This is a genomic window from Comamonas halotolerans (genome assembly GCF_030162935.1).
Classification (GTDB): Bacteria; Pseudomonadota; Gammaproteobacteria; order Burkholderiales; family Burkholderiaceae_C; genus Comamonas; species Comamonas halotolerans.
The window spans coordinates 112,134-134,391 of sequence record NZ_JASAUZ010000034.1 but is presented as its reverse complement, the minus strand read 5'-3'; the positions used below and the strand labels follow the sequence as shown (position 1 = coordinate 134,391).

16 protein-coding genes and 5 tRNA genes are annotated in these 22,258 nt (G+C 52.1%); 12 read left to right on the top strand and 9 right to left on the bottom strand.

Annotated elements, in window-relative coordinates:
• Positions 1-63 precede the first annotated feature (63 nt).
• On the bottom strand, positions 64-318 hold the full coding sequence (locus QEP11_RS13515; protein WP_284337168.1) for a TIGR04438 family Trp-rich protein: 255 nt from the start codon (positions 316-318) through the stop codon (positions 64-66).
• Between the two features lie 106 nt (positions 319-424).
• Here QEP11_RS13515 and QEP11_RS13510 point away from each other — a divergent pair, with 106 nt between their 5' ends.
• The gene (locus QEP11_RS13510; protein ID WP_284337167.1) at positions 425-730 is read left to right on the top strand and encodes a c-type cytochrome; all 306 of its coding nucleotides are present in this window, start codon (positions 425-427) and stop codon (positions 728-730) included.
• 172 nt (positions 731-902) lie between these two features.
• Here the strand turns inward: QEP11_RS13510 and QEP11_RS13505 are convergent, their stop codons facing one another.
• Entirely contained in the window at positions 903-1,433 is a 531-nt protein-coding gene (locus QEP11_RS13505; protein WP_284337166.1) for a LapA family protein, read from the bottom strand.
• A gap of 164 nt (positions 1,434-1,597) precedes the next feature.
• A complete protein-coding gene (acs, locus tag QEP11_RS13500) occupies positions 1,598-3,598 on the bottom strand; it encodes an acetate--CoA ligase (RefSeq protein ID WP_284337165.1) in 2,001 nt (666 codons plus the stop codon).
• Between the two features lie 258 nt (positions 3,599-3,856).
• On the opposite strand from acs, the gene QEP11_RS13495 reads away from it, so the two are divergent.
• The 6 genes from QEP11_RS13495 (at position 3,857) to QEP11_RS13470 (ending at position 10,496) form a co-directional block, all read left to right on the top strand.
• Entirely contained in the window at positions 3,857-4,426 is a 570-nt protein-coding gene (locus QEP11_RS13495; RefSeq protein WP_284337311.1) for a TIGR00645 family protein, read from the top strand.
• 525 nt (positions 4,427-4,951) lie between these two features.
• Positions 4,952-6,286 carry a glycine betaine/L-proline ABC transporter ATP-binding protein ProV gene (gene proV / locus QEP11_RS13490; protein WP_284337164.1) on the top strand — a complete coding sequence of 445 codons (1,335 nt, stop codon included), beginning with the start codon at positions 4,952-4,954 and terminating at the stop codon, positions 6,284-6,286.
• Positions 6,283-7,392: a glycine betaine/L-proline ABC transporter permease ProW gene (gene proW, locus QEP11_RS13485; protein WP_284337163.1), complete on the top strand. Its 1,110-nt coding sequence runs from the start codon at positions 6,283-6,285 to the stop codon at positions 7,390-7,392. The genes proV and proW overlap by 4 nt, the downstream gene beginning before the upstream one ends.
• A 70-nt stretch (positions 7,393-7,462) precedes the next feature.
• The gene (gene proX, locus QEP11_RS13480) at positions 7,463-8,485 is read left to right on the top strand and encodes a glycine betaine/L-proline ABC transporter substrate-binding protein ProX (RefSeq protein ID WP_284337162.1); all 1,023 of its coding nucleotides are present in this window, start codon (positions 7,463-7,465) and stop codon (positions 8,483-8,485) included.
• 208 nt (positions 8,486-8,693) lie between these two features.
• A complete protein-coding gene (gene proX, locus QEP11_RS13475; RefSeq protein ID WP_284337310.1) occupies positions 8,694-9,665 on the top strand; it encodes a glycine betaine/L-proline ABC transporter substrate-binding protein ProX in 972 nt (323 codons plus the stop codon).
• A gap of 135 nt (positions 9,666-9,800) precedes the next feature.
• The gene (locus QEP11_RS13470; RefSeq protein WP_284337161.1) at positions 9,801-10,496 is read left to right on the top strand and encodes a DUF3334 family protein; all 696 of its coding nucleotides are present in this window, start codon (positions 9,801-9,803) and stop codon (positions 10,494-10,496) included.
• A 202-nt stretch (positions 10,497-10,698) separates the two neighbouring features.
• Here the strand turns inward: QEP11_RS13470 and QEP11_RS13465 are convergent, their stop codons facing one another.
• Positions 10,699-11,325: a DUF6806 family protein gene (locus QEP11_RS13465; protein WP_284337160.1), complete on the bottom strand. Its 627-nt coding sequence runs from the start codon at positions 11,323-11,325 to the stop codon at positions 10,699-10,701.
• 1,022 nt (positions 11,326-12,347) lie between these two features.
• On the opposite strand from QEP11_RS13465, the gene QEP11_RS13460 reads away from it, so the two are divergent.
• The 5 genes from QEP11_RS13460 (at position 12,348) to QEP11_RS13440 (ending at position 18,685) form a co-directional block, all read left to right on the top strand.
• Positions 12,348-14,240, top strand: a complete 1,893-nt coding sequence (locus QEP11_RS13460) for a sensor domain-containing diguanylate cyclase (protein ID WP_284337159.1) — start codon at positions 12,348-12,350, stop codon at positions 14,238-14,240.
• Between the two features lie 1,094 nt (positions 14,241-15,334).
• A complete protein-coding gene (locus tag QEP11_RS13455; RefSeq protein WP_284337158.1) occupies positions 15,335-16,279 on the top strand; it encodes an SMP-30/gluconolactonase/LRE family protein in 945 nt (314 codons plus the stop codon).
• Positions 16,272-17,063: an SDR family NAD(P)-dependent oxidoreductase gene (locus QEP11_RS13450; protein ID WP_284337157.1), complete on the top strand. Its 792-nt coding sequence runs from the start codon at positions 16,272-16,274 to the stop codon at positions 17,061-17,063. Before QEP11_RS13455 ends, QEP11_RS13450 begins: the two co-directional genes overlap by 8 nt.
• Positions 17,064-17,136: 73 nt before the next feature.
• Positions 17,137-17,736, top strand: coding sequence for a hypothetical protein (locus tag QEP11_RS13445; RefSeq protein WP_284337156.1), 600 nt, complete (start codon positions 17,137-17,139; stop codon positions 17,734-17,736).
• A gap of 860 nt (positions 17,737-18,596) precedes the next feature.
• Positions 18,597-18,685: transfer RNA gene (locus QEP11_RS13440), tRNA-Leu, on the top strand.
• 618 nt (positions 18,686-19,303) lie between these two features.
• On the opposite strand, the gene QEP11_RS13435 is transcribed toward QEP11_RS13440, so the two are convergent.
• The 5 genes from QEP11_RS13435 to lon form a co-directional block, all read right to left on the bottom strand.
• Positions 19,304-19,379: transfer RNA gene (locus QEP11_RS13435), tRNA-Gly, on the bottom strand.
• A 4-nt stretch (positions 19,380-19,383) separates the two neighbouring features.
• A tRNA-Cys gene (locus QEP11_RS13430) sits at positions 19,384-19,457 on the bottom strand.
• A gap of 31 nt (positions 19,458-19,488) precedes the next feature.
• Positions 19,489-19,564 (bottom strand) — tRNA-Gly (locus tag QEP11_RS13425).
• 58 nt (positions 19,565-19,622) lie between these two features.
• A tRNA-Gly gene (locus QEP11_RS13420) sits at positions 19,623-19,698 on the bottom strand.
• A 108-nt stretch (positions 19,699-19,806) separates the two neighbouring features.
• Positions 19,807-22,239 (bottom strand): endopeptidase La, encoded by a 2,433-nt coding sequence (gene lon / locus QEP11_RS13415; protein ID WP_284337155.1) that lies wholly within the window; start codon positions 22,237-22,239, stop codon positions 19,807-19,809.
• Between the last annotated feature and the right edge of the window lie 19 nt (positions 22,240-22,258).

Here is a 22,258-nt window from a genome sequence, read left to right as displayed (position 1 = left end):
AAGCTGCTGCGTCTTCCCCCACAGTCCACGGCCTACGACCTTCGCAATTGGCGAATGCAGACATCAGCGCTTGCGGCGCACACCCAGCGCGTCGCGCTGCTTTTGGATACGTGCTTGCTTGCGCTCGCCCATGCGTTCCATGGCTTTGCGCGTCGTGAGACCTGAAAAGTCGGCATAAGCAAACCATGCTGCGCTCAGTGCAAAACCACCGATGACCCACCACCAAGACAGTGCGGAAATACCTGCCACATCCACCACCTGCAGATGTGCCAACACCCGCAGCAACGCCACCAAAGATACCGTGCCTAGCAACCACATTGTTAGATACCCTCCTTCACCATGCCTTCACTGAGGCGATAAGCTGCATTCACACGTTGCACTCTACAATGCTTGCCAGAAAAAGCCCACAGAAGAAAGTTGAGCGATGAAGCATTCTTTGATCACTATTGCATTGACCCTGAGTGTGGTCTCGCCAGCTATGGCCAACCAGGCTTTGGCAACGGCAAAAAACTGCATGGCTTGCCACGCAGTGGAGAAAAAACTGGTTGGACCATCATTCAAAGACGTCGCCAATCGTTATGCCAGCCAAAGTGATGCCGCCAGCAAGCTGGCCAGCAAAATTGTTAAGGGTGGCAGCGGTGTGTGGGGCCCGGTGCCCATGCCTGCCAATAACCAAGTCAGTGAAGCTGATGCCCAGAAACTGGCCGCTTGGGTGCTGAGTCTGAAATAGCCAAGCCTTCCTGCTGAAAGCCAAAAACAAAAGCCACCTTTCGGTGGCTTTTGTTTTTGGGAGGCTCTGCGTATTCCATGCTCCATGTTCTACGAGAGACTGTACTCAATTCAGCATGTAAAGCCTTACGCAAAAGGCGCCCTGTCTCATACAACGCCGCCCCACTTCAACTTCAAAACTGCGTATTGCGCGGTGAGATGTCCAGGGGATCAATGGTTGGCTGATCTGCTCGCTCCGGAGCGTTAATAGTTTTGGGATTTGCACGCAATTGCTGCTCCAGCTGCCCCACATAGGCCGCAGTCGAGTTGTCACTTTCTTGCGCACGCGCATGCAGATGCGATTCCAGCACATCCATGCGCTCCAGCAAGCGACGCTCTTCTTCGCGATGCAGGCTTTCAATCGCTACCCGCAACTCCGTAAACCTAGAAGCTTCAGCCTTGTCCGCCAGTTCACGCTGCGCAGCCATTTCCTTGGCATGCGCACGGGCCTCCAGCAACCATGCACCTTGCATGGCAATGACATAGGCCACAAACACCACTGCCATCAAAGCAGTCAATGCCATCAAGATCAAACCCAGCGGGGCGTCAATGCTCGTAAAACCCAATGACATAGGCACTGTCTGCGCCAAATAAGGGAAGTTAAAAAAGCCCAGTACACCGATCAACACGATGATTAGCACCAGTAATGCAATGCGAGATTTCATACCTGTTTCCTTTACGCTATAGGCTGATTTGTACCTCAATATCTGTTGTGTTTGCGCCAGTTCAGTGCGCGTTTGGGATTCGCTTGAATTCCTACAGGCGAAAAAAAGCCACCTGCTGGTGGCTTTTCTCAAAGCGCTGCTTGAGCGCCATTGCAGGCGAAACCTCAATTGGTTTTGGCCAACTGCTCCAAAATGGCCGGATTCTCCAGCGTACTGGTATCCTGGGTGATGGCCTCGCCCTTGGCAATGGAGCGCAACAGGCGGCGCATGATCTTGCCGCTACGCGTTTTAGGCAGATTTTCACCAAAACGAATGTCTTTGGGCTTGGCAATAGGACCAATTTCTTTGGCTACCCAGTTACGCAACTCATTGGCCAGCACCTTGGCTTCTTCTGGATCGGAGGGCAATGGCCGTTTGAGCACCACGAACGCACAGATCGCCTCTCCGGTCAAATCGTCTGGCCGCCCCACAACTGCAGCTTCTGCCACCAAGTCGGTTTTTGCAACCAGTGCCGACTCAATCTCCATCGTACCCATGCGATGCCCTGATACATTGAGCACATCATCTATACGCCCCGTGATCCGGAAATAGCCACGATCTTCGCTGCGCACTGCACCATCTCCAGCGAGGTAGGTCTTACCGCCCAGCTCTTCAGGGAAATAGCTTTTCTTGAAACGCTCCGGATCCCCCCAGATATTGCGAATCATGCTGGGCCATGGACGCTTTACCACCAGCATGCCACCCGCACCATTTGGCAGTTCATTACCAGTCTCATCCACGATAGCCGCCTGGATGCCCGGCAAAGGCAAGGTGCAAGAGCCTGGCACCAGCGGTGTAGCCCCTGGCAGTGGCGTGATCATGTGACCACCGTTCTCGGTTTGCCAGAAGGTATCCACAATCGGGCAACGCTCCCCGCCCACATTGCGGTAATACCACATCCAGGCCTCAGGGTTGATCGGCTCTCCCACGCTGCCCAGAATACGCAAACTACCGAGATTCCAGTTCTTGGGATGCACCTTTTCATCAGTTTCTGCTGCTTTGATCAGTGAGCGGATAGCCGTAGGTGCGGTGTAGAAAATGGTGCAGTCATGACGCTCAATCATTTCCCAGAAGCGACCAGCATGCGGATAGGTAGGCACGCCTTCAAACACAATCTGTGTAGCGCCTGCAGCCAGCGGCCCATAGGCGACATAAGTGTGCCCTGTAATCCAGCCTATATCCGCCGTGCACCAGAACACGTCGCTGGGCTGCATGTCAAAAGTCCACTCCACCGTTTGCTTGGCCCAGAGCATGTAGCCACCGGTGGCATGCTGCACGCCCTTGGGTTTGCCGGTAGAGCCGCTGGTGTAGAGGATGAACAGCGGGTGCTCTGCCTCCACGGCCACTGGCGCGCATTCGTTACTCTGACCATCCAGCAGCCCATCAAACGTGATGTCACGCCCCTCCACCATGGCGCAAGCCGTGGCCGTGCGCTCAAACACCAGCACACGCTGCACTGCCTCGCAGCCGCCTAAACTCAAGGCCTCATCCACAATCGCTTTAAGAGGCAGCTCCTTTCCGCCACGCATTTGATAGTTGGCGGTAATGACCACTTTTGCGCCCACGTCCACGATGCGCTCTTGAACCGCTTTGGCCGAGAACCCGCCAAACACCACGGAGTGTGTTGCGCCGATACGCGCACAGGCCTGCATGGCCACCACACCTTCAATCGTCATGGGCATATAGATCAGAACCCGATCGCCTTTTTGAACGCCCTGCGACTTGAGCCCATTGGCAAACTGCGCCACACGGTTCAGCAATTCACGATAGCTGACCTTGGTAACCTGTCCATCGTCAGCCTCAAAAATGATGGCCGTCTTGTGCTCAACTGCTGTGCCCATGTGCTTGTCCAGGCAGTTGGCACTGGCATTCAGCTCACCGTCGGCAAACCAGCGGTAAAACGGCGCATTGCTTTCATCGAGAATCTGTGTGAAAGGCTTGGTCCAGACCATGTTTTCGCGCGCCAGCCTTGCCCAATAGCCTTCATAGTCCTGGCTCGCCTCTGCGCATAAAGCGTCATAGGCCGCCATCCCGGAAATACGTGCTGCCTTTTGGGTGGTTTCCGATGGGGAAAACACGCGGCTTTCCACCAACACAGATTCAATCGAGGAACCGGGTGCATTCATGGCTTTGTCTCCTTGCTCTTTGAGGTGTCATAGTTTGAGAGCAAATGTCAGCCCCAGCACTTACATACCACTGACTGCGTGTCAGACAATTCCGAGGAAAACTAAGGACTTAGACAGGGTTAACCATTAGATCATCACCCTAAAATGCCGCCCCTGCGCAATTTTTGCGCGGCTTGGCTACATCTGTTTTCGATTGAATTTATGGCTTCCCTGGACCCGAATACCGAGTCACCTGCACCTCCCTCTTGCAACTCCTCCATGCGTACCCTCCCCAGCTTGATTTTTGCCAGCCGCTGGCTACAACTTCCCCTGTACTTAGGCCTGATTGCAGCGCAAGGTGTCTATGTCTGGCATTTCTTGGTAGAGCTATGGCACCTGATAGAGGCTGCATTCGGCAGCCAGGAGGCCTTGCAGGCACTGGTCAACAATATCGGCTACAAACCCGATGCTCCAGTGACAGGTCTGAACGAGACCATCATCATGCTAGTAGTGCTGGCCCTGATTGATGTTGTCATGATCTCCAACTTGCTGATCATGGTGATCGTTGGCGGTTATGAAACCTTTGTCAGCCGACTGGGCCTGGACAGTCATCCTGATCAGCCCGAATGGCTGGACCACGTGAATGCATCGGTACTGAAGGTAAAGCTGGCGCTGTCCATCATTGGCATCAGCTCTATCCATCTGCTCAAAACCTTTATCAATGCGGGCAACTACGATGTCAAAGTCCTGATGTGGCAAACCATCATCCATCTGGTGTTCCTGCTCAGCGCCCTGGCCATCGCTTATACCGACAAGCTAATCCACAGCCAGCATCCTCCCGCACACTAATTCGCCCACGACACCATCTCAACCGGCCTTTGGGCCGGTTTTCTATTTTTGTCATCTTTTGCCTACATCTGAGACCAGAATGTCTACGAATGCAATGGATTGCATTCATGAATGCTGAAATTTATTCTTGACAACCATATAGCCAATAGTTAGAATACGCACCTCATTAACAACCTGCCATGCAGGTAATCCATGCATTTCTTGCATGGATTCATCTGGTGCAAGCGCTGTATCCGCAGTTGCAGCACCACAGCGCCAGATGTCTGGCACTGATGCACGGAACCGTTTGGATTAAGTGACGCACACACAGAGTGCGCTGCCTCTGCCCTTTCTTCGTGGCCCTTGCGCACTTACGTTGCCATTCGGGCCCGACACACCCTCTTTTCGCGACTTTCCATGATGTGGCAAGGTCGCCGCATCGGTTGGCATGACATTTGGCTTCGCGTGTAGGCCGTCCAAGCACCGCTTGTGACGCGGCTGCACTGTGTTTAACCCCCCAAAGAAAAAATCAAGGGAGGACAACCAGTGGCCAAACAAATTCGCATCGAAAACGTCTTCAAGGTCTTTGGTGAACATCCAAAGCAAGCCTTGGACCTGGTGCGCCAAGGGCTTTCCAAGCAACAAATTCTCGAACGCACAGGTCAATCGATCGGCGTGTTCGATGCCAACTTCACCATTGAAGCTGGAGAAATCTTTGTCGTCATGGGTTTGTCGGGTTCCGGCAAATCCACGCTGGTGCGCATGCTCAATCGCCTGATCGAGCCAACCAGCGGTCGTATCGTCGTTGACGGCCAAGACATCAACAGCCTCAGCGACAAAGATTTGCGTGCATTGCGCCGCAAAGACATTTCCATGGTCTTTCAGTCGTTTGCCTTGATGCCGCATATGACTGTGCTGGACAACACCGCTTTCGGCCTCGAGATGGCTGGTGTCGATAAATCCGTTCGTCAGCAAGCTGCACAAGAAGCGCTGGAGCAAGTGGGCCTTGGTGCCTGGGGCGCCAGCTACCCCGATGAACTATCGGGTGGTATGCAGCAGCGTGTTGGTTTGGCCCGTGCCCTGGCTTCAGACCCATCCATCTTGCTGATGGACGAAGCTTTTTCAGCGCTCGACCCCATCATTCGCACTGAAATGCAGTCCGAGTTGCTGCGTTTGCAGGAAACCAAACGCCGCACCATCGTCTTCATCTCGCACGATCTGGATGAGGCCATGCGCATTGGTGATCGCATTGCCATCATGAAAGATGGCCAAGTCATCCAGGTGGGCACACCTGACGATATCCTGCGCAGTCCTGCTGACGACTATGTCCGCAGCTTTATCAAGGGCGTGGACGCAGCAGCAGTTTTCAAAGCCTCGGACATTGCGCGTCAGGCACTGACCATCATCTCCGAGCACAACGATCGCGGCTGCCGTGCAGCGCTACGTTTGATCGATGATTCCGATCGCGATCACGCCTACGTCTTGAATGCCCGCAAGCGTCTCATGGGAGTGGTTTCCGCCCAATCGCTGCGTGATGCCTTGCATGGCCATGAGGGCATGCTCGGCCTCAAGCACGCATTTATCGACAATGTCGTGACCTGCGAGGCCTCAACACCTGTGGCCGAGCTCTTTGGTCCGATGGCTACTGCGCCCTGCCCGATGCCTGTGCTGGCCGAAGACGGCAAGTTTCTCGGCGTAATCAGTCGCACCACCATGTTGCGCTTCCTGGACCGCGATACACCGCCCGTACCGCCACCGCAGCCAGTACGCCCTCCCGTCACACTCAACCCTTTGTTCCCCACTGGTGAAACCGACTCGCCCTCCATGCTCCAAGAGCATTCGGACAGCGTATCCACCAAACCACAAGGAGAACAAGCATGAGTGAAGTGACTGCAAACAACGACCCTTGGGCAACTGCAGCAGAGCCTGCCACTGCCAGCACAGACCCATGGGCAGCAAGTACTGTAAACACCGCCGAATCTGCGTCTGCCGACCCTTGGGGAACACCTACAACTCCCGATACGGGCGCAGGCACTGACTGGCTGGCTGGAGCCACCAACACGAGCGATACGCCGCTGAACTGGTGGGAACAACTGTGGGCTGATGGTCTGCCGCTTGAAGGCTGGATCAACCAAGGCCTTGAGTGGGTGGTGGAAAACTTCCGTCCTTTCTTCCAGGCTGTTCGGGCTCCTATCGACGCCACCTTGTCAGGTGTCGAGCAGCTCATGTTGGCAGTTCCCTGGCCCTTGCTGACACTGCTGGTTGCCTTGTTTGCCTGGCAGTTTGCTGGTCGCGGTCTGGCCATTGGCACCGCCTGTTCGCTGATAGCCATTGCTGTGCTGGGCATATGGCCTGAGGCCATGGTGACGCTGTCCCTGGTGCTGACCTCTTTGGCATTCTGTATCGTGATTGGACTGCCACTTGGCATTTTGATTGCGTCCAGCGACCGCGCTCAGCGCTGGACCCGCCCCATTCTCGATGCCATGCAGACCACCCCGGCATTCGTCTATTTGGTGCCTGTGGTCATGCTGTTTGGCATTGGTAATGTTCCCGGCGTGATCGTGACCATCATTTTTGCGTTGCCACCCTTGGTGCGTCTGACCAATCTGGGCATTCGCCAAGTGCGCCCCGACCTGATTGAAGCCAGCCGCGCTTACGGTGCATCCCCATGGCAGTTGCTGTGGAAGGTTCAGCTGCCTTTGGCCATGCCCAACATCATGGCAGGTATCAACCAGGCGCTGATGCTGTCCCTTTCCATGGTGGTGATTGCATCCATGATCGCCGTGGGTGGCCTGGGCCAAATGGTTCTGCGTGGAATTGGCCGTCTGGACATGGGCTTGGCTACCGTGGGCGGCCTGGGAATTGTGCTGCTGGCCATTGTGCTGGACCGCATTACCCAAGCCATGGGCCAACCCCACCGCGGCGGAGAGCGCTGGTGGCACCGCGGCCCACTGGGACTGCTGTTCAAACCCAAGAAACAAGCCTGATGCACCACTGCAAACGCTGTTTTGGCAGCGTTTGCAGACCCTTACATTGATTTTTACCTGGAGGACGACGATGACATCCATGATCCGTACAACCGCCCGCACCCTGACCGCCGTGGCAGCAAGTGCTCTGGCGCTCACGTGCATGAGTGCTTACGCCAATGATCTACCCGGCAAAGGGGTAAAGGTTTATCCGCTCAAAAGCTCGATTGCAGAAGAGACTTTTCAGACCTTGCTGGTCATGAAAGCCTTGGAAAAACTGGGTTACGACGTGCAACCCATCAAAGAAGTGGAATACCCCACAGCACACCTTGCGATTGGCAACGGTGATGCCACCTTCATCGCCTCGCACTGGAATCCCCTGCACGCTGATTACTACAAGAATTCTGGCGGCGATGCAAAGCTCTATCGCAAGGGCATTTATTCCGACAATGCCGCCCAAGGCTATTTGATCGACAAGAAAACGGCCGACGCCTACAAGATCACCAATATCGACCAGCTCAAGGACCCCAAGATTGCCAAACTGTTTGACACCGATGGCGATGGCAAGGCGGACATGACTGGCTGCAACCCTGGCTGGGGCTGCGAAGCCATGATTGAGCACCACCTGGATGCTTATAAGCTGCGCGACACCGTCACACACCAGCAAGGCACCTACTCCGCACTGATTGCCGACACCATCGCGCGCTACAAAGCAGGTAAACCCATTCTGTACTACACATGGACACCCTACTGGGTGAGTAACGAACTCAAGCCTGGCAAGGACGTGGTCTGGCTGGAAGTTCCTTTCTCTTCAGCGCCCGGTGAACAAAAAGGCACAGACACCAAGTTGCCCAATGGCAAGAACTATGGTTTCGTCGTGAACAAGCAGCACATCGTGGCCAACAAGGCATGGACCGATAAGAACCCTGCTGCCGCCAAACTGTTTGAAGTGATGCAAATCTCTGTCACTGACATCAATGCCCAAAATCACATGATGAGCCAGGGCCAAGGCAAACCTGCCGATATCGAGCGCCACACCAATGGCTGGATCAAGGCTCATCAAGCGACTTTTGATGGCTGGATCAAACAGGCACTGGCTGCAGCCAAGAAGTAAAGCAGCACTCCATCATTAAGGCGCCGCTTGCGAGCGCCTTTTTTTCATTTTTTCTTTTTGTGCCCATCGCGGCATTCCATCGCCTTGATTCGGGGTAGGCACCCACAACAGGAAAGGAGACTCCGTGCCACACAGCACACACCCAAACCCTCAAACCACCCAATTCAAAACTACACAATGGTGGACGGCCAGTGCATTGTTGAGCGCAATGCTCTGGAGCCATGCCCTGCCAGCAGCTGCTGCAGACCAACCACTGCCTGGCAAAGGGATCAAAGTCCAGCCTATCAAAGGCACTGTTGATGAAGAAGCATTTCAGACCTTGCTGGTCAGTCGTGCGCTCGAGCGCCTCGGTTATGAGGTACTTCCCCTCAAAGACCTGGAAAATGGCACGCAACACGTGGCAGTAGCCAGCGGAGATGCCACCTTCACGGCCACACACTGGATGCCTTTGCACCGCGCCTTTTATGAAAACAACGGCGGTGATAAAGCCTTTTATCGCGCAGGCACCTACTCGCGCAATGCAGTACAAGGCTATTTGATCGACAAGAAAACCGCTGATGCATATGGCATCACCAGCATCACCCAGCTCAAAGATCCCAAGCTCTCCGCTTTGTTCGACAGCGATGGAGATGGCAAAGCCGATTTGACGGGCTGTAACCCTGGCTGGGGCTGTGAGCTGGCAATTAACAAGCATCTGCAAGGTCTGGGCCTTAGCGAACACATTACCCATCGCCAAGGCAACTATCAAGCCTTGATAGCCGACTCAATCACCCGCTACAAAGAAGGCAAACCTATTCTTTACTATGTCTGGACACCGTTTTGGGTCAACACTGTATTGCGCCCGGGCAAAGAAGTGACATGGCTGGAAGTGCCCAATATTCCAAACGCCAGCGGTGATGACAATACGCAGCTGCCCAACGGTAAAAACTACGGCTTTCAGCTCAACCAGCAATACATTCTGGCCAACAAAGCATGGGCACAAGCCAACCCTGCTGCCGCCAAACTCTTTGAAATGATGGAAATCCCCCTGGATGACATCAACGCACAAAACATGCGCATGCGCCAGGGCGCCAACTCCATAGCTGACATCAACAAACATGTAGATGGCTGGATCCAAGCGCACCAAAAGACATTCGACGGCTGGGTGGAACAAGCCCTTGCAGCAGCCAAGTCTCAATAAGGCCTGCCCGGAATATTTGTGTCTACGCACAGCATTGGGTGGCAACATCCAATGCTTTTTCTTTGTGATGCACCAAATGTCTCCAATGCGCCCATAATCACTTTCGTTTTGTTACTTTTAACGACCAATTGATCTATGCGCGATGTCAATAACGTCCCGGTGCAAGGCACTGATGAGCTGCTGGTCAGCTTGTGCAACTCGGTGACCCGTGTCCTCAATGTGGCCACCACCTCACAGGTGCAGTACTCCGGCATGGTCCAGCGCATCCAAAAGACTTATCTCAAGCCTGATATTGGCTGCTTCGTCCTGTTTGACGGAGGTTTTTCAGGGCTGGTCATCATCAACTTGTCCGCCGCAGCCGCCATGGAGCTGTATCGCAGCTATTTGCTGAACATGGGCATGTCTGAGAGTGATCTGGCCAGCTCGCACACCTCGGACGATGTAAGCAATGTGATGGGCGAGCTGATGAACCAAGTCGTTGGTGACTTCACGGGAAAAATCCGCCGTGAACTTCAGACTCACATCACGCAAAATCAGCCCAAAATGCTGGTGCTCAACAAGCAGGTGCAACTCAGTGTGGACGCCAATCTGGACAACCCACAAGCACGTCGGGTAACGTTCTATACCGCCAACAACAATATCTTCTACCTGGAGTTTGCCGTAGATAGCACAGAATTCATCAAGCTGCATGATTTTGATGCCGACGAACTGGTTGACCCTGATGCCATCATTGCGCAAGCAAATGCACACTCTATTCCGCTTCCCACACAAGTGGGCACTAGCAGCACCGATACGGAAACCGAAGCACTCTTGAAATCGCTGGGCATGTAAACAATCTTCAACGCCCACCAGCAAGCCCTGCTTTGCAGGGCTTTTTTGTTGACTAAGCATGCTGCACCTAGTTCACTGAGCAATCATGAGCGTTAATGTGCAGCAGCGCGAAAGCCCCTCAATCACATGTGCTGCGCCCCATAGCCCCAGCCACCTAAAAAAACCGGCACATTGGCCGGTTTACATGGATGTGAAGCACGCTTTAGTGCAAGTGACGTGGTCTATGGCCGCCACCTCCGCGGGGACCATTGCTTCCACCGCTAGGGGGCAACTTGCCAATCTCCAAAGAACTCAACAGGCTGTCAAAGCGCTGCATAAAGAGCTTATCGATTTCAGAAACAACGCCCACCAGTTCTGACGCTTCAAAGTGACGTTCCATCATTTGAATAACGTCCTGCACCAACATATCGCGCTGCACTTTCATAATGGCAGCAGGGTTAGGCCCAACGAACAACATCACAAAGTCGTCACGTGCCTCTTTGGAGCGATCACCCTCTTCTTCGTCAAACTCAGCATCATAGAAAGTCACCTCAATGGCTGCGCCTTCCTGAGCTAGTTCATTAAGGCCCATGCAGACATCATCCAGCGCCTGCCGGAAATCTTCATCGCCTGAAACCGTCCAGCACATTTGCAGTGTGTGCTCTTTGCTGTTGAACTGGATGCCAGGCTCTTCCTCATAGGCGCTGGCGGCACCCGCAGCCAGGGATCGCGCCCCAGCGTACATCCATAGCGGCTTTAGCGCATCCTGCAACTGCTCAAAAGTCACATCATCGCGCAACAGCACTTGGCCGTGAACGTGAATTTCAAAAGGAGCGTTGTAGCTAGACATTGTTCTCTTCAGTTAAAGCAGCAGCGCAAGGCATGCTGCACCCCCATCAATCATGGACGTCTATTTTCGCACGCAACCATTGAATGTGTGTGCATCGCTTCAGTGCCTGCTTTGAGACTGTCAGCATTACCAAAGACAGCTCCCAAAAAACTTCTCAAAAATACTGTCAGACTGAACTGTCCCTGGACAGACAGACAGACCGATGTCTTCGGTGAGGTTTAAAACGTCTCAATGTTGCTAAACATGCCATTGCATGCTTCTTGCCTTGTAACAGAGATGTGCCTGCAGATACGAGCCCACTTTAACAACTGCAAAAAGCTTTTGGCAAAAGCATTGTCAAAGCAAGCTTTTCGCCAGTTCAGGCTTGGCTACCGCTTGCCACCCTTGCCACTTACGACTTGCAAATTGGCAGCTTGGTCTGAATGAGCCGTCGACACCTCGCAAGCTGTGCGCAGGCAGCCCACATCACACAATTTGGTCACTCGTTTGAAGCTGTGCTTAAGGTGCCATCGCTCTGCGCTCCGACCAAGCTGATCCGACGCTGCAACAGCAGTTGTTAGCTGTGAGCGCCCCACTTGTGCTGGCTATGTGTGCTCACGCCTAAACGGCGTGAAGCATTGCCTACGCTGCGGTTAAGGGCCGCGATAGCTCGAAAGCATCAATCCGTGATTATTCTGAGTTTCGTAGCAAATTCATATGCACTCTTAATTGAACAAAACTTAAATTATATGGGTCAACCACACAAATTTAGTCTATTCAAATATCAACCTCAAGCCTAACAAAAAATTCCATTTCTCACTCACTGAAAGCATGAATTAATTTCAATTGATTCATGAAGCATTGACAAGTTTCAATAGCATCCGTATCAAAATACGTTCAGAAATATCCAACTCCAAGATCATCAATCACCCAGCTTTCTCGGTGGTAAGATGATGGCATAAGACTTGATCTTCCTAGCGTCAAGTACTGAAATTTTAGCGTAGTACCAGACATATTCACTTCAGAACAAGGACGAAAAGCTTATGGGTAAACGTGAATATGCAAAATTGGCGCTTCATTCATTGCTGCTACTTCTCATGGCAGGGCTGCTCCTTGGTTACCACCAAGACGACCTCTTGAAGCGAGATCGCAAGGTGCGTGACTCTATGAACAAGCATCTTCTTACACTGATGCATGTACGTGCTGATGCATTCTTTGAAAAATCAAAAAATAATGCCATCTCTATCGCAAAATCTTACACTTTAGAAAATTTTTTAAATAATCCTTCTGCAGAAAACCTTTCCTTTACAAAAAAAACACTAGTTGAACTTCTTTTGCTACATCCATATCTCGAGAAAATTCGATACATAGATAAGAGAGGCAAAGAGCTGATACACATCAGTCGATGGGAGTCATCAGAAAAAACTTTCAAAGAAAATCAGGATAAAAATCATCAGGAAACTAAAAATATATTAGACACTCAAGATATTTACTATTCCAATATCAATCTTGACGTTAAAAATGGAAACGTCGAGCCACCATACACGCCCACGATTAGCGCCACTGTCAAAGTTGAAAGAAATGAAAAGTATTACGGCCTGATCACTATCGATCTAAATGTTGCAGAACTGCTAGAGGGATTACAGACGATGCTGGGCGCCAATTCAGAGCTGATTGTCCTAAACAGTACAGGTGGCTGGATTACCGGAGGTGGTTTTCGTGATTGGCAATTCACCCTCCAACCGTCTCCCTCTGAATCGAACTTGAAGCAACACAACCCTGATTTATGGTCAAGCATTCTTACCCAAAATGAAGGTCAGTTCAAACTCAATGAGCAATGCCATTATTACCATTGGTACAGCACTGATTTCAAAGAAGCTCAATCACCTCGCTGGATTTTTGGATTTCGTTCAAAGAATGAGGAATGCCGACAACTTACTACTGCTGCTATTAAAAGCTGGGCCATACAGCTCTCAGTAGCCCTGGCAATTGGTCTACCCATGCTTTTCCTGGGGCATTTGACCAGATGGCGAGCACGGGAATTGCAACGTGCTCTCGTTGAGAGCAAGGAGCAGTTGGAACTGGTGACCCAGGAGGCAGACCTTGGCCTGTTGCTGGTTGATCATCACTGCCGTGTATGCTGGATTAATCCTGAAGCCGAGCGCCTGCTTGAATGGAGTGCAGCCGATCTAATCGGTGAGAACCTACACGAAAAAATCCACAAGACACCTCAGGGTGAATCCCTGCACACCGAAGCTTGCCCAACCCTTTTGGCGCTGGAAACAGGACAGCGCTATCGAAACGATAATGATCGGATTTTCAACCGATCAGGGAACGAGCTACATGTAAGCATGCGAGTGAGCCCTTATGGCAATGGAGAAGAACGCAAAGCTATCCTAGCAATTACCGATGTGAAGGATTTTGTGGAACGCGAGCGTAACTTGACGGTACTGGCGACCACTGATGAACTCACGAAAGTTTTAAACCGACGTTCCATCTTGAGAGAACTGAAAGCCTTGATAGATAGCCCAGGCACGCCCCCCTGTGTGCTAATGGCTGATATCGATTTCTTCAAGCGAGTCAATGACACACATGGACATGCTGCTGGTGATGCCGTGCTTAAGAATTTTGCAAAAACACTTAGAAACCACCTGCGCAAGGAAGATCTCTTAGGCCGTTACGGTGGCGAAGAGTTCTTAGTCGTTTTGTGCAATACAGATCTTGAAAATGCGTACATCATGGCAGAAAGATTGCGCATAGCTGTGGCTGAAGCTGAATGTATTTGGAACATCGATACAACTATAAAAGTCACCTGCAGCTTTGGTCTTGCCGTTTTCGATGGCACTGAAAAGATCACACAACTAATTGCTCGAGCAGATGAGGCCCTTTACAGGGCAAAAAGCCTAGGACGTAATCAAGTGGTGATATCAAGATAATCAAGCATTATCAAAGTTGTTTTCTCGAGATCACAGGAATGTTTTTCACAAAACTTTCTTTGCGCACTCACGTATTCTTTGAGCGATGTCTCACCAGACCACTGTTACTTAAGTAGAAGAAGTGGTTTTACTCACAAATCCAGTCACGCCCATTGCGCTGCTGCCTGCTGAAAAGATTCTGTTAATTAAATCAATTCGATAAAGCAGCTCAGATGTGCTGTGCGTTCACTTGGGACGTGTCGTAACGAACAATCGTGCACTTCCCTGCCGCTATTACGGCCATGCTTTATCCCACAAGGTCTGGCGACCGGCAGCTTCAAGCCATCCATATCTTTGTCCCCCTGCCTACCACTAGCAGCAGCTTTCCACACTGTGATGCGTGCCAGCGATTTTCGCCTGCGTATTCGCACATTCTTTGGTGCCAACTTCTGGATGCACTTTCATTATTCCTGTCGAGCCGCTAACTCTACCCAGCAAACCCAAGCTTTGCGATTGAGACGAGGCGCGAAGCCGCAGGCAGTACTGGCGTACGACAAGGCGAAGCAACGACGTATCAATGGTTGTGTTGGCAGGTCTTAAAGCTGCAAATCAGGACACGCTATTGCCCTTCCAAACCATCAAAGAAGCTGATGCTTGATGGCAGAGTTGTATTGCGGCCAGCTTGACAAGCAACTGCGTGCGCTTTCAACCTGGCTCTATTCCAAGCCAGATCCTGAAAAACCTCAGTTCATGCATGAAAACCTATGCAGGCAGAGGTTCTAAAAACCAAGCGATTTAAATCGATTTTGGAACAGTCACGTCTCTTTTTGGTGCGCCGAAAGATGCCCTCCAAAAATAGACTGACAGTCATGCAAACGAATTCATCTTGAGATGCGCAGCGATGAAGACCTTTGTGATGGCTCCCGGTGTGGCAACTCCATTGCCTAGAAATTTCTGACACCGCTATCTGATCTGTCTTCATCACATAGCTGCTTGAGCGCTTAACCCGGCTGCTCCTAGCAATTTACAAAAAAACTGACCGGATCAATACGGACTCCTACATTGGGGAGCACCTTTGCAGATCCTAAGTTCATTTCAACAAATAAGGAGTACATATGACAATCCAAGTTTTTGCACAGGACCTGAAGTTTCCTGAAGGCCCCATAGCTCTGCGTGATGGCTCAGTACTGGTGACCGAGCTGCTCAGCCAGTCAGTGACAAGACTCTTTGCCGATGGCCGCAAACAGATAGTTGCCAAAGTCGCTGGAGCCCCCAATGGTGCAGCCCTGGGGCCGGACGGGGTTGTTTACGTTGCCAACAACGGGGGCATGTCATGGGAAGAAAGCGATGGTCTGATCGCACCAGGGCCGCAACCTGACGACTTTATTGGTGGACGCATACAAACCATCGCTCCTAATGGACTGGTGCGCGATCTCTACACGCACTACGACGATGGCCCCATACAAGCGCCAAACGATTTGGTTTTTGATGGCCTAGGAGGTTTTTACTTCACAGACCATGGACAGCGTCGCGAGCACGATATGGATCTGGGATCGCTGAGCTACGGCCGCATTGATGGCAGCATGGTCAAGCGCTTGGTCACACCGCTATTCACACCCAATGGCGTGGGTCTGTCACCAGACGGCAAACGCGTATACGTGTCCGAGACCATCACTGGTCGCATCTGGTGGTGGAATGTCACAGCCCCCGGAGAGCTGCAACGAACAGGTCCGGGTCATGGTGCGAACCTGCTGGTGGGCTTGGGCGGATTCACTTTTTTGGACTCATTGGCTGTAGATGCGCAAGGCAACGTCAGTGTTGCCACCATGCCCCGGGGAGGCATCACCACCATCTCGCCCGAGGGAGAAGTGCTCGATTTCACGCCTGTTCCGCTCCATGACGCCACCGTCACGAATATCTGCTTTGGTGGCCCCGATATGCGCTCTGCATTCATTACAGCCTCAGGCACGGGTCGTCTTTATCAAGCGGCATGGCCACGTCCAGGGCTGGCACTGCACTTCGCTGATTCATTTCCAATCACAGGAGCATCACATGACTAAAGCATTTCAAAACAAAGTTGTCCTTGTCACTGGCGCCGGTTCCGGTATCGGCAAAGCAGCAGCGCTGGCTTACGCCGAGCGCGGTGCAAAAGTCATAGGAGCCGACTTGAATGATGAAGGCGGCCAGGCTCTCGTCCAGGAAGCACTGCAAAAAGGCCTGTACATGCGTTTTCAACATGCAGACATCAGCCTTGAAGACGATGTGGAACGTCTGATTGGCGGCATTGTGTCTCAAGAGGGGAGGCTGGATGTGGCCTTCAATAATGCAGGCATCAGTGGTGTACACGCCCCCATCGTGCATGCTGAAAAGAAAGACTGGGACCGCATCATCGCAGTCAACCTGACCAGCAACTTTTTGCTGATGCGTGCGGAGGCACGTCAAATGCTCAAGCAAGGCAGCGGCGCCATCGTCAACACATCGTCCATCGGCGGCATGACTGGCGCAGCCAATCTTGCGGCCTATGCCGCCTCCAAAGCTGGTCTGATTGGACTTAGCAAAGTGGTCGCCATGGAGTACGCCCCCTTTGGCATTCGCGTGAACGTCGTGGTTCCCGGCTACACCATCACGCCGATGAGCGACAAAACCGCAACCATCATCTCGAATTTTGCTGAGCATTCTCGGCAAGCCACGCCCATGCACCGGGGAGCAGATCCACTTGAGGTTGCAAATCTGGCCCTGTGGCTCAGCTCTGATGAAGCCTCGTTTGTCACTGGTCAGATCGTGGCAGCGGATGGTGGCTACCTGCTCAATGGCATGCCCTTGACCCAAAAGCCAGAGATCTAAACCAATTTGCGCTGTGCAACTTTCGCATTTTGGTTGCAAGCGCACATCACACCCTAACCAGTTAGGAGAAAACATGTCTACATCGTTCCAATCTCAGCGGCGTCAATCACTCAAAGTCGGCGCATTGGCAGCCATCGGGGCACCATTGGCATACGCAGCCAGCACTACACCTCCCGCTATTCACAAAGGGAGCTTGGTTGAACATAGCTTATTCGCCGGTCATTTGGTCTCAGGACCTTATGAGAGAGTGATATTGACACCCGAGCAAGCTCCGCAATACATCCGGAACTACCTCGATTATCTTGATGGCAAGATTGAGTACGAATTCCGCCTCAAGGAATACCACAACCTGCAAGTAGTTGGCTTGCAGTCAGCGTTGGGCGACGTATCGCTAGTGGTCATCGAAAATGAGAATTTGGCAACCTTGCCTGACTACATTCAGCAGACAAAAACCATGTACGTGGTGGACTCGATTGATGCAGTCTATGAAAAAGCAAGACTTAACGGGATTCCCATCCTGCAAAAACGCACACCGAACATCATGGGCGCTCAAGGTCGCCTGCTGCTAGCACCTGGCTACATCATCGAATTGGCGGAAGCCACGAACCAATCTCTGTTCAACCCTGATTTGGAGGCCATGAAACTCCCTCCAGCCCAAAACCTCAGGTCATGATGAATTGCATTTGAAAGTAGACGCAATTTGGTCTCGACTGAGTTTAGCAACACCTGAATCAAGCAGCTTTTGCTGAAACTCTGGCAGCTTCACGTTTGAAGAACCTCGTTTTTAGACTACGTAGCTTAAGAACATTCTTCCCGCACAATGACCTGATATCTGGCCGGTCTTGGCGAGGTCTAAGACTATCAAATCGCGCAGCAAACACCGCGCCTCTTTGAATGCCAAGCGGGCGTTCGAGACCGCGCTGCGCGGTAGCGCATCCCGTCATTGAGCTGGCTCCGCATTCTGAGCTTCATCCCAGCTAGGTTGCCCGTTGGAAGCAGCTACGACCAGAGTAAATTGCTGATGTGTTTGCTGCAGCACCACCTGTAGTTGACAACAAAGAGCTACAGATCAAGTTAGGGCTGCAGAGTTTGAAAAAGTTCTCTGGTGAAGAGCGCTGAGCAAAGCAGGATTGCTTAGCGACAAGCAACGACTAAACGCAACCATAGCTTGCCGTTCACACATCAGGCACAGCTCCTGCGCGTCAGCCGAGGCTATGTTTCTTTGCTTAGTACCACCGCAAACCTTCATGCACGACTAACGTGCAGTTGATGTACTGCGTAAATGCGCCACTCTTTTCGCTGCAAACACCGTACCAGTGCGCACATCACCCATAGCGCAGGGTCTACCCATATCTGCACAAACGCTAGGCCGAGCACACTGCTTCCATCTCTATTGTGGATAAGGGCGCCTAGTATGACTATGTCTTTATGAAGCGGCTACGAAACCGCAAAGTGATTCACATTGTTCAAGCTTTTGTGAGCAGGAATATCGGTTATGCTTAGAGGATTGTCAGTCTGTTGATCAGAGTTGCAGCCTCGGTGGTGAAATTGGTAGACACATCAGACTTAAAATCTGCCGCCTATAACCAGGCGTGCCGGTTCGATTCCGGCCCGAGGCACCATATCCCTTTCGAATCACCCGCTTCCAGTGGAAATCACTCAGTCCTGTGAACTCTCGGGAAAAGATTCGACACACTCAGAAATCTGCCAAGGGAAGATAGCGGATCCCAATGCAGCCAACCTGATATTGGGTAGAAGTTCTTCCATGAAGGTTTTCCAAGACCTGCTGCGCTTGGCCCCTTCATCTACTCAAGCCCACCAAATCAAGCTCGGCTAACACACAGCCACTTGCCTCATTGCATACAGCGCGCATCCCGACCGAGTTTGCCCATCCGTACAGGGCACCATTGTGCTCTGAAGACTGGTCAGGCGGGAGCGTCTATCAACGCACGCATTTGACACTCTTGAAAATTTCGTTGTTGCGGACGAGTAATGCAACACCGGACCATCATCTGGCGACAGCTTGCTACATGAATTCTTTGCGCAAAACGTGCCAAAAATTAGAGCCAACAGCAGTGTGTGCAGGTGTCCACAGTCTAGTGAAATCACAATCAGCAGCATTGGCGCTCGTACGCAAAATGCAGCGCACATATTGCGCCTGATTGCATTAACGAAAAAAGGAGCCGAAGCTCCTTAGTCCCTAGCACCAACAAGCTCAGAATGCTATAGGCATAAATAAATGGAGCGGGAAATCGGGTTCGAACCGACGACCTATACCTTGGCAAGGTATCGCTCTACCAACTGAGCTATTCCCGCATTCTGGAGGCGCGATCCGGAGTCGAACCGGACTAGACGGATTTGCAATCCGTTGCATAACCGCTTTGCTATCGCGCCATTCCAAGGAGCTATGTTAACCCCTCAAACCTGGAGCGGGAAATCGGGTTCGAACCGACGACCTATACCTTGGCAAGGTATCGCTCTACCAACTGAGCTATTCCCGCTTGTGCTTCCAATTGCTTGGAAACCATGAAACTTATCACAGACAAGCTCCAGAAAACCTGGAGCGGGAAATCGGGTTCGAACCGACGACCTATACCTTGGCAAGGTATCGCTCTACCAACTGAGCTATTCCCGCTTATCTTGCGAAGCCTTAAATTCTACAACAGAAATCAAGCATCGCTGCGATGAATTGAATTGTAGCGCAATTTTTTGATGCTCCAGAAGACTGCGCTACAAATTTTCATCAATGCTTCACCGCTCTCGTTTTCTTGGCCACAGTTTTACCAGCCACAGCCTTGGCAGCCACAACAGGCGCCTCATCCTCCAAAGCAACAGGCATGCGCTCCAGAGCGATCTTCAAGACTTCATCAATCCAGCGTACCGGAATGATTTCCAACTCTGATTTCACGTTCGCTGGAATTTCCTGCAGATCCTTCACGTTTTCATGAGGGATCAACACCGTCTTGATACCACCACGCAACGCGGCAAGCAACTTTTCTTTCAATCCACCGATTGCGGTCACCTCACCACGCAAGGTGATTTCACCTGTCATGGCCACATCCGCTCGCACAGGAATTCCAGTCAACGCCGAAACAAATGCTGTCGTCATTGCAGCGCCCGCACTAGGACCGTCCTTGGGTGTGGCACCATCTGGAACGTGCACATGGATGTCGCGCTTTTCGAACGCGCTATCTTCAATCCCCAAAGCACGTGAACGGCTACGCACCACAGTACGCGCAGCTTCGACAGACTCCTTCATCACATCACCGAGGGAGCCTGTGCGCAGGATGTTGCCCTTGCCAGGCATGGTGGCCGCTTCAATCGTCAGCAAATCACCACCAACTTCAGTCCATGCCAAGCCGACCACCTGACCAACCTGATTTTGCTCTTCTGCGCGGCCATAGGTGTACTTGCGCACACCCAAATAGTCATCAAGGTTGGCAGACTTGACGGTTACCTTGGGTTTAAGCTTCTTGAGCTGCAATCCTTTGACTACCTTGCGGCAAATCTTGGATAACTCTCGCTCCAGCGAGCGTACCCCCGCTTCACGCGTGTAATAGCGCACAATGTCCCGGATCGCCTCATCCTTGACTTCCAGCTCCCCCTCTTTGAGACCATTGTTGGTGATCTGCTTGGGCAGCAGATAGCGCTTGGCAATGTTGAGCTTTTCATCCTCTGTATAACCTGCCAGACGAATCACTTCCATGCGATCCAGCAAAGCCGGTGGAATGTTCATGGAGTTGGATGTAGCCACAAACATCACATCGCTCAGGTCGAAGTCCACCTCTACATAGTGGTCACCAAAGGCATTGTTTTGTTCAGGGTCCAGCACCTCCAGCAATGCGCTGGAAGGATCCCCCCGAAAGTCCATACCCAGCTTGTCAATCTCGTCGAGCAAGAACAAGGGATTGCGTGTGCCAACCTTGTCCAGGCTCTGCAGCACCTTGCCAGGCATGGCTCCAATATAGGTACGACGGTGACCACGAATTTCAGCCTCATCGCGCATTCCACCCAAAGCCATGCGCACATACTTGCGCCCTGTGGCCTTGGCAATCGACTGACCCAGCGAAGTCTTGCCCACGCCTGGAGGCCCTACCAGGCACAAGATAGGCGCCTTGACCTTGTCCACGCGCTGCTGCACCGCGAGGTACTCCAGAATGCGATCCTTGACCTTCTCCAGGCCAAAGTGGTCTGCATTCAAAACTTCCTCGGCATTTGCCAGATCGTGCTTGATCTTGGTTTTTTTACTCCAAGGCAGACCTGTCAGCACATCAATGTAGTTGCGCACCACCGTCGCTTCAGCCGACATTGGTGACATCAGTTTGAGCTTTTTCAGCTCGGCTTCCGCCTTCTTGCGGGCTTCGGCAGGCATCCTGGCTGCCTTGATTTTCTTTTCGATCTCTTCCAGGTCGGCGCCATCCTCGCCTTCGCCCAACTCCTTCTGAATGGCTTTGACCTGCTCATTCAGATAAAAGTCACGCTGGTTCTTTTCCATTTGGCGCTTGACACGACCACGAATTTTTTTATCGACATTCAAAATGTCGACTTCGCGTTCGAGTTGCTCAAACAGATTTTCAAGGCGCTCCTTCACATCTGACAAATTCAATACGATCTGCTTGTGATCGAGCTTCAAAGGCAGATGCGCGGCAATGGTGTCTGCCAAACGGCCTGCATCATCAATGCCTGCAATCGACGTCAGAATCTCAGATGGGATCTTCTTGTTAAGCTTGACGTATTGATCAAACTGCTGCGACACCGCACGGCGCAGTGCCTCAATTTCGCTGGCTTGCTCACTGGTCGGCTCTTGCGCAGAAATGGCTTCACAACGTGCCACAAAGTGGCTGTCCTGATCCTCCACACTCAGCAACTTGGCACGTTGCTGGCCTTCTACCAGCACCTTGACGGTGCCGTCCGGCAACTTGAGCATCTGCAAGATGGTGGAAATGCTTCCCACCTCAAACAGATCATCAACCGCAGGCTCATCCTTGGATGCCGTCTTTTGGGCCACCAGCATGATGCGGCGATCTGCCTCCATCGCCAGCTCCAGCGCCTTGATGCTCTTTGCACGACCCACAAACAGTGGAATCACCATGTGCGGGAAGACCACCACATCCCTCAAAGGCAACAGCGGCAACTCCAACGCTGCCTCACTGCTCAAAACAGTAGGTTCTGACATAGAACTCCTTCTCCATCCC

What these genes read in the sequence shown, in the direction of transcription:
- QEP11_RS13455 (WP_284337158.1), top strand. Translation starts at nt 15,335, where the DNA reads ATGACAATCCAAGTTTTTGCACAGGACCTGAAGTTTCCTGAAGGCCCC.
- proW (WP_284337163.1), top strand. Translation starts at nt 6,283, where the DNA reads ATGAGTGAAGTGACTGCAAACAACGACCCTTGGGCAACTGCAGCAGAG.
- proX (WP_284337162.1), top strand. Translation starts at nt 7,463, where the DNA reads ATGACATCCATGATCCGTACAACCGCCCGCACCCTGACCGCCGTGGCA.
- QEP11_RS13495 (WP_284337311.1), top strand. Translation starts at nt 3,857, where the DNA reads ATGCGTACCCTCCCCAGCTTGATTTTTGCCAGCCGCTGGCTACAACTT.
- lon (WP_284337155.1), bottom strand. Translation starts at nt 22,239, where the DNA reads ATGTCAGAACCTACTGTTTTGAGCAGTGAGGCAGCGTTGGAGTTGCCG.
- QEP11_RS13450 (WP_284337157.1), top strand. Translation starts at nt 16,272, where the DNA reads ATGACTAAAGCATTTCAAAACAAAGTTGTCCTTGTCACTGGCGCCGGT.
- QEP11_RS13460 (WP_284337159.1), top strand. Translation starts at nt 12,348, where the DNA reads ATGGGTAAACGTGAATATGCAAAATTGGCGCTTCATTCATTGCTGCTA.
- acs (WP_284337165.1), bottom strand. Translation starts at nt 3,598, where the DNA reads ATGAATGCACCCGGTTCCTCGATTGAATCTGTGTTGGTGGAAAGCCGC.
- QEP11_RS13470 (WP_284337161.1), top strand. Translation starts at nt 9,801, where the DNA reads ATGCGCGATGTCAATAACGTCCCGGTGCAAGGCACTGATGAGCTGCTG.
- QEP11_RS13515 (WP_284337168.1), bottom strand. Translation starts at nt 318, where the DNA reads ATGTGGTTGCTAGGCACGGTATCTTTGGTGGCGTTGCTGCGGGTGTTG.
- QEP11_RS13465 (WP_284337160.1), bottom strand. Translation starts at nt 11,325, where the DNA reads ATGTCTAGCTACAACGCTCCTTTTGAAATTCACGTTCACGGCCAAGTG.
- QEP11_RS13445 (WP_284337156.1), top strand. Translation starts at nt 17,137, where the DNA reads ATGTCTACATCGTTCCAATCTCAGCGGCGTCAATCACTCAAAGTCGGC.
- QEP11_RS13510 (WP_284337167.1), top strand. Translation starts at nt 425, where the DNA reads ATGAAGCATTCTTTGATCACTATTGCATTGACCCTGAGTGTGGTCTCG.
- QEP11_RS13505 (WP_284337166.1), bottom strand. Translation starts at nt 1,433, where the DNA reads ATGAAATCTCGCATTGCATTACTGGTGCTAATCATCGTGTTGATCGGT.
- proX (WP_284337310.1), top strand. Translation starts at nt 8,694, where the DNA reads ATGCTCTGGAGCCATGCCCTGCCAGCAGCTGCTGCAGACCAACCACTG.